Source organism: Kribbella sp. VKM Ac-2568, from assembly GCF_004345365.1.
Lineage (GTDB): Bacteria > Actinomycetota > Actinomycetes > Propionibacteriales > Kribbellaceae > Kribbella > Kribbella orskensis.
Genome location: NZ_SLVF01000004.1, coordinates 497,119 through 509,110, shown reverse-complemented (window position 1 = coordinate 509,110; position 11,992 = coordinate 497,119). Strand labels below are relative to the sequence as shown.

The window sequence follows — 11,992 nt, the reverse complement described above, 5'->3', positions numbered from 1 at the left end:
CGCCTCATGGTGACCTGACACCGTTGTCTCAGCGGGCATGCAGCCCGATCGCCCCTACGGCCCGCAGCTGAGGCACGGCCAGACCCGCCCGCACCGGACGCACAACCCGTCCGCGCCGGCCGCCGGAATCCACAGGGCTCCCTGCGCCGGGACCTGTCGCACGGTCTTTCCGGCGGCAGGAGGAGCAGGAGCGCTGCTGGCGGTCGGGGCTGGGCTTGGGGCCGTGGGTGGGGTTGGGGTTGGGGTTGGGGTTGGGAGCCAGCGGATCGTGGTGTCGCCGGCCCGGCCGTGAGCAGCCAGCACTGCGGTGACACCACCACTCCACACCGACACCGCCGGCCACTGCCCCAGCCACCGCAGCGTCACCGCCCCGTCCGCCCACTCGACCCCCTCAGCCACCGCCTCGAGCACCAGCCCACCTGCGCCGTCTGCTGCAACCCCAGGACCTGGAGCAGGGCGGAGCAGCTGGAAGAGTCTCGGCTCCCGCTGCGGCGTGGTCTGCTGGTTCACCTCTGCAGGCTGACCGGTGCGGGGGCGTGGTCACCAGGTGTGAGCTGTGGGCTGTTCGGACCGCCCACAGGCCGCCACAAGTGCTTGTGGGCTTGCGATGCCGGGCCGGACGCCGCTGCATCGTGTTCTGTCGGTAGGCCCTTGTAGCGTTCCCGGTACGCACCGCAACCACCAGGCGTGACCAGTGGGCCGGCCAGCCCGGCCCGCAGCTCGAGCGGGGGAGGATCCTGTGGCTGAGGCAGCGTTCGGCGTGCAGTTGAGGCGGTCCCGGCAGGCGGCCGCTCTGAGCTTGCGGCAGCTTGCGACCCGGGTGGGCTACGACCACAGCTACCTGTCCCAGGTGGAGCGCGGGCAGCGGCCGGGGTCGGCCCACCTGGCCCGGCTCTGCGACCGTGAGCTGGGAACGGGCGACACCTTGGCGACCGCCTACACACTGGCCCGCCCACTCCCCCAGCCGGCCGGTCCACCGTCGCCTGCCCTGCTCAAGACCCAGACGGCCGGAGTCGACGTGCTGGATACCGTACGGCGCGGCCTGGCCGGCTCGGTGGGCAAGGTGCTCCAGGCCGACGAGTGGAGCGCGGTGACCACAGACCACGCGCGGGACTTCCCGGTGACTCCGCTGGCCGAGCTCCTCCCCGAGCTCACGGGGGACCTCCAGCTCCTCCGCGCCGAAGCAGCGGAGAGGTCGGCTGCGGACGGGTGGACCCCCTCGGAGCTCGCGGTCCCGGCTGCCGAGCTGAGTGTGCTGATCGCGCTGACCCTGACAGGAATCGGCCGGCTCCAGGCGGCGGGGAGATGGTGGCGGACCGCCCGCGCCGCGGCTGACAGCTCCGCCGAGCCGCGAGTGACGAGCCTGGCGCGCGGATGGGAGGCGATCAGCGGACTGTCCGAGCGCCGCCCACTCGCCGACCTCCGGGAGCTGGCCGAGGACGCGCTGACTCTCGCCGACCGCCCCAGCTGCACCGCCCGTGCGCTAGCGGCCCGCGCCCAGATCCTGGCGCAGCTCGACCGGCCAGACGATGCCCGGCGAACCCTCCAGGACCTCCTGGCGGTGACGGACGATCTGCCGGCCAGGCCCGGCGGAGCCACCTCACTGTTCGACTGGTCGGAGTACAAGACTTCTTGGGTGGAGGGTCTCGTGCAGGCGGCGCTTGGCGAGACGGACCCGGCCTATCTGGCGCTGGACCGCGCGCTGGCGTTATGCCCGGCCGGGAGTCTGCGCGAGCGAGCCGAGCTCGAGTTGGTGCTCGCGCGCTGCCTGGTCCTGGACGGCGAGGTTGCTGCCGGGCTGGCTGTGGCGATGCGCGTACTGGTCGAACTGCCGGACCAGTGGCACACCCACTACTTGTACGAGGCCGCCGGGCGTGTGCTGTCCGTAGTACAAGGCAAGGACCTTGGCCGGGCTGCGGTGCGGGACTATCGCGAGCTACTGGTGCGCAGGCCGTACCACAACCGGAGTGTGGGCAGCGGGTCGAGCTCTGGCTGGCCGCAGGGGTAGCGTGCCGAGAGTGACAGTCGAAAATCGGGCAGCGACGGTGTCAGACGCGTGGGACTTCGAGGTCGAGTTGCGGTGCGACCCGGCGACGACGGAGGCGCGTACCGCAGTACTGGACAAGCCGGGCTTCGGCCAGGCCTTCACCGACCACATGGTGCTCGCGTCGTGGACCAGCGACCTCGGCTGGCACGACCAGAAGGTGACGGCCTACGCGCCGCTGCGAGTCAGCCCGGCCGCCGCGGTGCTGCACTACGCGCAGGAGATCTTCGAGGGTCTGAAGGTGTTCCGGCACGTGGACGGCTCGGTCTGGGCGTTCCGGCCCGAGGTGAACGCCGCGCGGTTCAGCAGGAGCGCCCAGCGACTCGCACTGCCTGAGGTGCCGCAGGAGGACTTCGTCGCGGCACTGCGTGCTCTGGTGACCGTCGACGAGGTCTGGGTGCCGCCGGCCGGCAGCGGCGAGACCAGCCTCTACCTCCGGCCCTACATGATCGCCACCGAGGCCGCACTGAGCGTCCGGCCGGCTCGTGAGGTCCTGTTCGGTGTCATCGCGTCACCTGCCGGCCCGTACTTCAACACGGGCCCGAAGCCGGTCTCCATCTGGCTGTCGACGACCTCGATCCGGGCGACGCCGGGTGGCACGGGTGCAGCCAAGTGCGGCGGCAACTACGCCGCCAGCCTCGCCGCGCTGGCCGAGGCAGTAGCCAACGGCTGCGACCAGGTCGTCTACCTCGACGCGGTGGAGCGCCGCTGGATCGAGGAGAGCGGCAGCATGAACGTCTTCTTCGTGTACTCCGACGGCCGGATCGTCACGCCCGAGTTGTCCGGTTCGATCCTGGAGGGCGTTACCCGCGCCTCCGTGCTCGAGTTGGCGGAGGACCTCGGCCACAAGGTCGAGGAGCGCCGCATCTCCGCGGACGAGTGGCGCGACGGGGTGCGCAGCGGCGAGATCACCGAGGCGTTCGCCTCCGGCACGGCCGCGGTGATCACCCCGATCGGCCGGCTCGCCTGGGCCGAGGGCGACCTGACCATCGGCGACCACTCCGTCGACCACGGCGTCGGCCCGGTCACCGCCTCGCTCCGCGCCTCCCTCCTCGACCTCCAGTACGGCCGCGTCCCCGACCCCCGAGGTTGGCTCACCCGCCTCGCCTAGGCGCGGACCTCCAGCACTCACCAACCCCACGTTCGGTGCTCGGTTGCGGCTGAACTGAGCGCGCGCCGTGCGGTTGGTGAGTGCTGCGCGTCCGCGGTTGCTGCCGGATGTCGGCCGGGACGGTTAGGTTGGCGGCATGGCAGAGTCCAAGGCGGCCAAGAAGAAGACGCCGGCGATCGAGATCCAGGTCGGGGAACGCACGGTCCGGATCTCCAATCCCGACCGGGTCTACTTCCCTGCTCGTGGCGAGACGAAGCTCGATCTCGTCAACTACTACCTGTCCGTCGGCGACGGGATCGTCCGCGCGCTGCGCGAGCGCCCGTGCATGATGCACCGGTTCCCCGAGGGCGTCGCCGGGGAGAAGGTGCACCAGAAACGCCTGCCGCACGGCGCACCGCCGTGGATGGAGACGGTGCGCGTGCACTTCCCGCGGTACAACCGGACCGCCGACGAGTTGTGCGTCACCGAACTCGCCCATGTCGCCTGGGCCGTGCAGATGTCCACGGTCGAGTTCCACCCCTGGAACTCCCGCCGCGACGACACCGAGAAGCCCGACGAGTGGCGGATCGACCTCGACCCGATGCCCGACTGCCCCTTCGACCGGGTCCGCCGGGTCGCCCACGTGGCCAGGGAGGTCCTCGACGACCTGGGCGCCACCGGATACCCGAAGACCTCGGGTGGTTCCGGCATCCACATCTACGTGCGGATCAAGCCCGAGCACGGCTTCTCCGACGTACGCCGGGCGGCGCTGGCCTTCGCGCGCGAGGTGGAGCGCCGCGCGCCCGAGGATGTCACCACGACCTGGTGGCGCAAGGACCGCGACCCGAAGAAGTTGTTCGTGGACTACAACCAGAACGCGCGGGACCACACGATCGCCAGCGCGTACTCGGTCCGCGGCAACCCCGAGGGGACGGTGTCGACGCCGATCCACTGGGACGAGATCGACGATGTCGACCCGAAGGCGTTCACCATCGCCACGGTCCCCGCCCGCTTCGCCGAGCTGGGCGACCTGCACTCCACCATCGACGACACCGCCTACTCCCTCGACACCCTGCTCGAGTGGGCCGCCCGCGACGAACGCGAAGGCGCCGAAGAACCCCCACCCCCGGACGAGTGACCCGCCTGTCGCCTTGAACTCCCGCCGCCCCCGGAGCCCGATTTTCACCAGACCGGGTAGCCATTGTCTTAGCGGCCGGTGAAGCCGTGGTGGAGGAGGTTGGTGAGCAGGGAAATGGCTTCGTCGTCGGGGATGGTCTGGCCGGCGGCCGGGTTCACCACCAGCCAGGTGTAGGCGAAGCCCTCCATCAAGGAGTTCATGGCCGAGATCTGTAGCAGCGGATCGGGCTGCGGGCCGGGCAGGTTGGAGAGGTGCTGGACCATGTGGGCTTCGTCGTCGACCATGATCTGCTGGAGTCGGCGGCCCAGCTCGGGGTTGACCATCGCCGCTTGCTTCAGCGCGACCATCTCCGGGATGTGCGCCTGGTAGAACCGCCAGAACGCGGCGACATGCCAGCGGATCGACTCGATCTTGCTGAAGTCCGCGTCATGCGTGGCGTCGACGTGGACGGCCTCGTCGGCTTCGGCGAGCATGTCCTTCAGCAGCGCTTCGAGGATCTCCTCCTTGCCGGCGAAGTGGTTGTAGAACGACCCTGTCGCCCGGCCCGCCGCCGCGGTGATGTCGGTGATCTTGGTGTTCACGTAACCGCGCTCGGCGAACACCTCCCGGGCAGCCTGCTTCAGCGCCGCCTCGGTCCCGGCCGCCTGCTCCCTGCGAGTGGTCGTCACAGCACCTCCTCCTTGACAGAGCACCCTAGCGAGGTTCATCCTGAATTTAGATTCAGTGAATTAAGATTCAGCCAAGAGGAGAACCAGATGAAGGTGCTGATCGCGGGAGCCGGACCGACCGGCCTGACGCTGGCCATCGACCTGGCCCGGCGCGGCGTCGGAGTACGGCTGATCGAGAAGGCGGCCGACTACTTCATCGGCTCGCGAGGTGACGGACTCCAACCGCGCACGCTGGAGGTGTTCGACGACCTCGGCGTGATCGACCAGGTGCTCGAGCAGGGCATGCCGATGCCGGTGATGCGGATCTCGATCGGCGGGAAGTTCGTCGGCGAGCGCCGGATGAGCGAGCCCGCCGACCCGACGCCGGATGTGCCGTACCCGAACGCCTGGATGCTCGGCCAGTCACGCACCGAGGCGATCCTCCGCGCCCGGCTCGAGGAGTTCGGCGTCAAGGTCGAGCTCAACACCGAACTCACCAGCTTCACCCAGACCGACGACGGCGTGACCGCGGGACTCTCCACCGGGGAGACGATCGAGGTCGACTACCTCGTCGGCGCCGACGGCGGCCGCAGCTTTGTCCGCAAGACCCTCGGCATCGCCTTCGAGGGCACCACCGACGAGACGATCCGGATGCTGCTGGGCGACGTCTCCGCCGACGGACTCGACCACGACTACGGCCACTGGTTCGCCGGCCCGGACAACCCGATGGCCGGGATCGCGATGACCCCGCTGTCCGGCGGCGACCAGTTCCAGTTCGGTACGCCGCTCGACGACGACCAGGTGGATCCTTCGCTGGCAACGCTGCAGGAACTCGTCGACCGCTTCGCCGGCGAGGGAGTCGCCAAGCTGCGCAACCTCACCTGGTCCACGATCTGGCGACCCAACGTCCGCCTGGCCGAGCGGTTCCGGGTGGGGCGGGTCTTCATCGCGGGCGACGCCGCGCACGTCCATCCGCCGACGGGTGGCCAGGGCCTCAACACGGGAGTCCAGGACGGCTACAACCTCGGCTGGAAACTCACGGACGGACGCGAGGAGATTCTCGCGACCTATGAGAGCGAGCGCCGCGCCAACGCCGCCCGGGTCCTCGGTATCAGCGAAGACCTGATGCAGAAGCACCGCGACGGGGACGAGCGAGCCATGGAACGCGGCGAACAGACTCGCCAGCTCGACGTCAGCTACCGCGCGGCCGGCGACACCGCCCCGCTTGCCTCCGGCGACCGGGCTCCGGACTCCCCGCTGATCGATGCCCAGGGCAAGCACCTGCGCCTCTTCGACCTGTTCCGCGGCCCGTCGGAAACCCTGCTGCGGTTCTCCCCCAGCACCCCGACGGCCCACCCGCACGCGGTGGCCGTAGTACGCAGTACTCAACCGGCCTCCTACACGTCGCCTGAAGCCTTCGAGTTCTACTGCGCCTCAGCTGGCGACGAGATCCTGATCCGCCCGGACGGCTATCTCGCCTGATCAAGCCGACCTTGCGCAGGCCTGACAAAATCTCCGGGGTGCAGCTGAATCGAGAGACCGCACTGACTCGCGCCGTGGCGCTGGCCACCAGTGGCCACCGCGCGATCCTCGGTATCACCGGCGCACCCGCGGCCGGCAAGTCGACGTACGCCGAACAGCTCACGGCCGACCTGGTTGCCCGAGGCCACCAGGTCGCGCTGGTTCCGATGGACGGGTACCACCTGGCGCAGGCGGCGCTGGAATCACTCGGGCTCGCCCCGGTCAAAGGCGCGCCGCAGACCTTCGACGGGTACGGGTTCGTCGCCCTGCTCAAGCGGCTGAAGGAGGCAGCCGACGAGACGATCTGGGCGCCACGGTTCGATCGCGAGCTCGAGGATTCCATTGCCGCCAGCATCGCCATCCCGCCGGAGGTATCGTTGGTGCTTACCGAGGGCAACTACCTTTTGTTCGACGAGGCCCCCTGGGCAACAGGTCGCGCGCTGCTGGACGAATGCTGGTACATCGATCTCGACGCGGACATCAGGCATGAACGCCTGCAGGCCCGGCACATGCGCTACGGCCGATCCGCCGAGGAGGCCCGGGCGAAAACCTACGGAAGCGATGAGGCGAACGCGTTGCTGATCGCGGCGACGGCCCCCGCCGCGGACGCGATCCTGAAACTCTCCTAGCCGGCGAACCGCGCGATGAAGCCGGCCACCCCGTCCAGGTAGAGCTGCAGCCCGAAATCGAAGTCCGCGTCGGCGTCATCGGTGAACGACGACGCCGAATCGTCGAACACCCCGGCCGCGAGCACAGCGGCGAGTGCCGGAAGCTGGCGCGGATCGACCACCCGCGCCAACGTCGCGCCGTACCGGCTGAAGGCGTCGGGGTTGCCGGCGTACCCGGCGGCGAGGTCCGAGCTGAGGCGCATCTCCCCCTGCACGTACGTCATCAGGCCCATCACCACGCCGACCTTGCCCTCCTCGGTCAGTCCGGTGTCCTTCAGCGCGCCGAGTGCCGAGTCGAACCAGGCGAGGTTGTTCGGCCCGGCGGGCGGCCCGGAGATCGGGAGTTGCGCGTACCAGCGGTGGGCCCGCACCGCGGTCATCACCCCGTGCGACCAGAAGACCAGCCCGGTCCGCCAGTCGATCCCGTCCGGCAGCGGCTGGGGACGCTCGAGCGCGGCATCGGACATCAGCACCAGCAACTCGTCCTTGCTCTTCACGTGCCGGTAGAGCGCCATCGTCGAGTTGCCGAGCCGCTCCGCCACCCGCGCCATCGAGACCGCGCTCAACCCCTCGGCGTCGGCGATCCCGATCGCGGCCCGGGTGATGTTCTCGACCGACAGCGACGGCTTGGGGCCGCGCTTGGTGACGGCCTGCAGCCCCCACATCAGGGCGACATCGGCCGGCAGGTCGGGCTGCTCCTTCATCTCCACCGCCTCAGTCTAGGAACCTGTACTGCGTACCTGCTACGCTAATTAGCGTACCTAATACGCAATGCGGAGGAGAACATGATCGTCGAAGCGGTGGGGCTGCGGAAATCGTTCGGGCCGACCTCGGTCCTGGAGGGCGTCGACCTCGCCGTGCCCGAGGGGTCGGTGCTCGCCCTGCTCGGGCCGAACGGCGCGGGCAAGACCACCATCGTCCGCATCCTGACGACGCTGGCCAGGCCGGACGAAGGGCACGCGACGATCGCCGGGTACGACGTGGTCCGCGAGCCGGCCAAGGTCCGCGGGGTGATCAGCCTGACGGGTCAGCACGCGGCGGTCGACGACAACCAGACCGGCCTCGAGAACCTCGTCATGGTCGGCCGGCTGATGCACCTCGGCCATGGCAGGGCCCGGCAGCGCGCGCAGGAACTGCTCGAACAGTTCGCTCTCACGGGCGCTATGAACCGGCGCGCCAAGACCTATTCGGGCGGGATGAGCCGGCGCCTCGACCTGGCGATGAGCCTGGTCGCGCGCCCGCGGGTGATCTTCCTCGACGAGCCGACCACCGGCCTCGATCCGGCCAGTCGGCTGACCATGTGGGACGCGATCGGCGACCTCGTCCGCGACGGCACCACGATCCTGCTCACCACCCAGTACCTCGAGGAGGCCGACCGCCTGGCCGACCGGATCGTGCTGCTCGACAAGGGCCGGATCACCGCGTCCGGAACAGCCGACGCGCTGAAGACCCAGATCGGCGGCGAACGGATCGAGTTGTACTTCGCCGACGAGGTGGTGGCCCGCAAAGCGGCCGGGCTCCTCGGCGGTCTGGCCGACGGGCCACTACTCAACCTGCCGTCCGACGGGACCGCCGCGCATCTCCACCACGTGCTCGATCAACTTCGCGACGAGGGACTGCTCCCGAGCCGCGTCTCGTCACACCGCCCGACACTCGACGACGTGTTCCTCACCCTCACTGCCTAGGAGTAGCGATGACCCACGACGGATTCGGCGCCGCGGTGAGCGACACGGCGACCATGATCGACCGCAGCATCCGGCTGACCCGGCGCAACGTCGACACCTTGTTCGTGTCGATCCTGCTGCCGCTGCTGATGATGGCGTTGTTCGTCTACGTCTTCGGCGGCGCGATCAGCACCGGGACGGAGTACATCAATTATGTTGTTCCCGGCATCTTGTTGCTGACCACCGGGTACGGCGCCTCGAACACCGCGATGGCGGTCGCCGACGACATGACGACCGGGATGATCGACCGGTTGCGGTCGCTCCCGATCCGCAGCTTCGCCGTCCTCACCGGACACGTGACGGCGAGCGTCGCGCGCAACGCGATCTCCACCGCGATCGTCCTGCTCGCGTCGCTGGCGATGGGCTTCCGCCCGAACGCCGGCCCGCTGGACTGGCTGGGGGCGATCGGCCTGCTGGTACTGTACGTCGTCGCGCTCTCCTGGCTGGCGGCAGCGCTCGGGGTGATCGCCAAGTCGGTCGAGTCGGCGAGCACGCTGAGCTTCTTCATGCTGTTCGTGCCCTACCTGAGCAGCGCCTTCGTCCAGGTCGAGACGATGCCCGCGTTCCTGCGACCGATCAGCCAGCACCAACCGATCACGCCGGTCATCGAGACCGTGCGCGGCTTCCTGACCGGGACTGGTCTGAACGGCACCGGGTGGGTCGCCCTGGCCTGGTGCACTGGTTTATTCCTGTTCTCGTTCACGTTGGCGACAGTCCTCTTCCGGCGTCGCGCAAGGGGCTGAGCGACCATCGGGGCAGGCTTCGAACCGCTCAGCGGACACATTGGTGAGAATCGCCGGTCTCGTTCCGTGCTGACCCTGGCGTAGAGATAAATTTGAGGTCCCCCCACGTGTAGTGGTCCCACTCCCCCCGGGACCCGCACGGGCGAGTGCCCCGGTCATCGACCGGGGCATTCGTTTGCCCGGACCTCATCGGCCGAACGCGCGAGCCGCCAAAAAATCCCAGAAATCTTCGCGACCCGTGTCCAATTCGGTCGACCTGATCCGACGTACCAGTAAGAGCACAACCAAGGGAGAGGGTCAGGATGTTCGAGAACAGCACCAACCAGATGATCGTCACCATGCTGGCCGAGGGGAACCCCGTCTGGTTCGTCGCCGCGATGGTGAACATGCGCAGTCATGACGTCTACATGATCGGCAGAGCCGCCGGCTATCCCGACAAAGCCAAACTCCGCCGAGCCGTCTGGGCCAGCCGCAACCGCACCCGCGTAGCCGCTTGATCCATCGCTTCCGGCTACCTGAACCGCATCGCCTCTCCCTTGGCCCCGGCCAACTGCGGACTTCCAATTCCGCAGCCAGCCGGGGTCGCGGACGTAGTAGCTAGGCCGAGGTGTCGATCAGGCCGGCGAAGTAGCGGGCGACCACCGGGGTGACGGAGCGGCCGGAGTGGGCCACGCCCTCGGCGACATCGAAGGTGACGTCCAGACCGTGGGAGAGGTAGTTGCGCTCCAGCGTCCGCAACCGCTCGATCCGGGTGGTGCCGGTCTTCTCGGCGCCGTCCATCCAGTTCGACTCACCGCGATTCATGATCTCCCAGGTCTCGGTGTCCTCACTGCCGACGACCATCTGGATCGGCACCTTGCGCAGCGCCGGGACATCGATCGACTGGCCGAACCTCTGCTCGAACCCCTTGGTACCGAGCCACCAGTCCAGGCTGTCGTCCAGTTCGGTGATCCGGCCCGGCGCGCCGATCGACAGCCCGGCCAGCCGCTCGGGGTGCAGGTAGAAGAACCGGTGGACGAACTGCCCGCCGCCGGAGAACCCGTGCAGGTAGAACTGCGCGGACTCGACCGGGTACCGCTCGGCTACCTCGTCGATGATCGCGAGCAGCATGTGGTCGAACCGGATGCCCTCGTACTCGATGAACTTGAAGTTGTGCAGGTCGGCCGGGTCCACCAGCCCCGCCGGGAAGATCGGGGTCAGGATGACGACCCCGTGGTCCTCGGAGAACTGCTTCCACTCGTCGCGGTACTTCGTCGCCGATCGGGCGGTGCCGTGCTGGATCACGACCAACGGCGCCTTGTCCTCCGGGGCCACGTTCGCCGGCACGTACAGGCAGTAGTGCAGTCGCGGATCGGCCTGCGACGCGAAGATCGGGGTCGAACCACGCTGGTAGAACGTCGAGGTGTGGGTCATCAATGTCCTTCGGTGAGTGCGGGGGACATACCATCTAGTGCAGAAGTTCCTACTACAGAACTACGAGCCTTGAACTGTTCGTTACAGCTCGATGGGATCGGATGATACACAGATGATCGATGACGTAACAGGGGTTACCAAGAATGCGGCGATCGTCGAGCTGCGATCCCGGATCCGGGAGCACTGGGACGCCTTCACCCCGGCCGCACGTTCGGTGTGCCGGTCCCTTTCGGAGATCTCGCCCGAGCGGCTGCTCTACCTGTCCGCCCAGGACCTCGGCGTGGAGAGCAAGACGAGCAACGCGACCGTGATCCGGACGCTGCAACTACTGGGTTACGCCGGGCTGGCCGAGCTGAAGGACATGGTCGCGGCGCCGTTCACCCAGGCTCATCGCGAGGAGCGCCTGCGCAACCGGATGGAGATGACCGGCGGCGATCCCAAGCACGTCTGGGACAGGGTGATCAGAGAGGCGATCGAGCGGATCGAGTTCCTGGACGAGCACCTGGCGATGGACTCGTACAAGGAAGCGGTCCGGCTGATGCTCGAGGCTCGCGAGATCACCACGTACGGCTTCGGCGCCAACTACGTCGCCGCCGAGCACCTGACGCTGAAGCTCCGCCGACTCGGCCGGCGCAGCCGCTGCATCCAGACCGCGGGCTTCCGGCTGGCCGACGATCTGCTCGCGATCGAGCGCGGCGACGTCGTCATCGTGATCGCGCCGGGCCGCCTGATCATCGACGCCCAGACGGTGATCGACCGGGCCCGCGCCGTCGGCGCCGGCATCATCCTGCTCAGCGAGCAACTGGTCGCCGAGAAGCTGGCGGACGACGTCACCGTCGCCATCCATGTGCCGAACACGGTCACCGGCATCACCCCCGAGGTCCTCACCACCATCGTCGTGACCGACGCCCTCGCCCAGGCTGTCGCCGCGGCCGACACCGAACAGACCCTGGAGTCCGCCCACACCCTGGAGACCATCCGCCAGCAGCTCGGCTTCTGAGTCT

Annotated in this window: 13 protein-coding genes; 9 read left to right on the top strand and 4 right to left on the bottom strand. The window is 68.5% G+C overall.

Going from position 1 to position 11,992, the window contains the following annotated elements; genetic code table 11:
- Positions 1-54 precede the first annotated feature (54 nt).
- Complete coding sequence (locus EV648_RS43205) at positions 55-510, bottom strand: hypothetical protein (protein WP_199234585.1); 456 nt, start codon at positions 508-510, stop codon at positions 55-57.
- 229 nt (positions 511-739) lie between these two features.
- Here EV648_RS43205 and EV648_RS13690 point away from each other — a divergent pair, with 229 nt between their 5' ends.
- From EV648_RS13690 to ligD, 3 genes are all read left to right on the top strand, one after another.
- Complete coding sequence (locus EV648_RS13690) at positions 740-2,008, top strand: helix-turn-helix transcriptional regulator (protein WP_132290056.1); 1,269 nt, start codon at positions 740-742, stop codon at positions 2,006-2,008.
- A gap of 1 nt (position 2,009) precedes the next feature.
- Positions 2,010-3,155, top strand: a complete 1,146-nt coding sequence (locus EV648_RS13685) for a branched-chain amino acid aminotransferase (RefSeq protein WP_132290053.1) — start codon at positions 2,010-2,012, stop codon at positions 3,153-3,155.
- 136 nt (positions 3,156-3,291) lie between these two features.
- Positions 3,292-4,272 carry a non-homologous end-joining DNA ligase gene (gene ligD, locus EV648_RS13680; RefSeq protein ID WP_132290050.1) on the top strand — a complete coding sequence of 327 codons (981 nt, stop codon included), beginning with the start codon at positions 3,292-3,294 and terminating at the stop codon, positions 4,270-4,272.
- Between the two features lie 68 nt (positions 4,273-4,340).
- On the opposite strand, the gene EV648_RS13675 is transcribed toward ligD, so the two are convergent.
- Positions 4,341-4,940: a TetR/AcrR family transcriptional regulator gene (locus tag EV648_RS13675; protein ID WP_199234584.1), complete on the bottom strand. Its 600-nt coding sequence runs from the start codon at positions 4,938-4,940 to the stop codon at positions 4,341-4,343.
- 87 nt (positions 4,941-5,027) lie between these two features.
- Here EV648_RS13675 and EV648_RS13670 point away from each other — a divergent pair, with 87 nt between their 5' ends.
- Positions 5,028-6,401 carry an FAD-dependent monooxygenase gene (locus tag EV648_RS13670; protein WP_132290044.1) on the top strand — a complete coding sequence of 458 codons (1,374 nt, stop codon included), beginning with the start codon at positions 5,028-5,030 and terminating at the stop codon, positions 6,399-6,401.
- A 38-nt stretch (positions 6,402-6,439) separates the two neighbouring features.
- Entirely contained in the window at positions 6,440-7,069 is a 630-nt protein-coding gene (locus EV648_RS13665; RefSeq protein WP_132290042.1) for a nucleoside/nucleotide kinase family protein, read from the top strand.
- Here the strand turns inward: EV648_RS13665 and EV648_RS13660 are convergent.
- On the bottom strand, positions 7,066-7,812 hold the full coding sequence (locus EV648_RS13660; protein WP_132290631.1) for a TetR/AcrR family transcriptional regulator: 747 nt from the start codon (positions 7,810-7,812) through the stop codon (positions 7,066-7,068). The genes EV648_RS13665 and EV648_RS13660 overlap by 4 nt on opposite strands.
- 81 nt (positions 7,813-7,893) lie before the next feature.
- Here EV648_RS13660 and EV648_RS13655 point away from each other — a divergent pair, with 81 nt between their 5' ends.
- The 3 genes from EV648_RS13655 to EV648_RS13645 all read left to right on the top strand — a co-directional run bounded on the left by EV648_RS13655 (position 7,894) and on the right by EV648_RS13645 (position 10,072).
- A complete protein-coding gene (locus EV648_RS13655) occupies positions 7,894-8,793 on the top strand; it encodes an ATP-binding cassette domain-containing protein (protein WP_132290039.1) in 900 nt (299 codons plus the stop codon).
- Positions 8,794-8,801: 8 nt separating this feature from the next.
- Positions 8,802-9,575 carry an ABC transporter permease gene (locus EV648_RS13650; RefSeq protein WP_132290036.1) on the top strand — a complete coding sequence of 258 codons (774 nt, stop codon included), beginning with the start codon at positions 8,802-8,804 and terminating at the stop codon, positions 9,573-9,575.
- 302 nt (positions 9,576-9,877) lie between these two features.
- Positions 9,878-10,072 (top strand): hypothetical protein, encoded by a 195-nt coding sequence (locus EV648_RS13645; protein WP_132290033.1) that lies wholly within the window; start codon positions 9,878-9,880, stop codon positions 10,070-10,072.
- Positions 10,073-10,172: 100 nt separating this feature from the next.
- Here EV648_RS13645 and EV648_RS13640 read toward each other — a convergent pair whose 3' ends face one another.
- Complete coding sequence (locus EV648_RS13640) at positions 10,173-10,988, bottom strand: alpha/beta hydrolase (RefSeq protein ID WP_132290030.1); 816 nt, start codon at positions 10,986-10,988, stop codon at positions 10,173-10,175.
- A 112-nt stretch (positions 10,989-11,100) separates the two neighbouring features.
- Here EV648_RS13640 and EV648_RS13635 point away from each other — a divergent pair, with 112 nt between their 5' ends.
- A complete protein-coding gene (locus EV648_RS13635) occupies positions 11,101-11,988 on the top strand; it encodes a MurR/RpiR family transcriptional regulator (RefSeq protein WP_132290027.1) in 888 nt (295 codons plus the stop codon).
- Positions 11,989-11,992 lie beyond the last annotated feature (4 nt).

Excerpts from the sequence above, each read along its gene's own strand:
- ligD (WP_132290050.1), top strand. The coding sequence starts at position 3,292 with ATGGCAGAGTCCAAGGCGGCCAAGAAGAAGACGCCGGCGATCGAGATC.
- EV648_RS13670 (WP_132290044.1), top strand. The coding sequence starts at position 5,028 with ATGAAGGTGCTGATCGCGGGAGCCGGACCGACCGGCCTGACGCTGGCC.
- EV648_RS13660 (WP_132290631.1), bottom strand. The coding sequence starts at position 7,812 with ATGAAGGAGCAGCCCGACCTGCCGGCCGATGTCGCCCTGATGTGGGGG.
- EV648_RS13655 (WP_132290039.1), top strand. The coding sequence starts at position 7,894 with ATGATCGTCGAAGCGGTGGGGCTGCGGAAATCGTTCGGGCCGACCTCG.
- EV648_RS13650 (WP_132290036.1), top strand. The coding sequence starts at position 8,802 with ATGACCCACGACGGATTCGGCGCCGCGGTGAGCGACACGGCGACCATG.
- EV648_RS13645 (WP_132290033.1), top strand. The coding sequence starts at position 9,878 with ATGTTCGAGAACAGCACCAACCAGATGATCGTCACCATGCTGGCCGAG.
- EV648_RS13640 (WP_132290030.1), bottom strand. The coding sequence starts at position 10,988 with ATGACCCACACCTCGACGTTCTACCAGCGTGGTTCGACCCCGATCTTC.
- EV648_RS13635 (WP_132290027.1), top strand. The coding sequence starts at position 11,101 with ATGATCGATGACGTAACAGGGGTTACCAAGAATGCGGCGATCGTCGAG.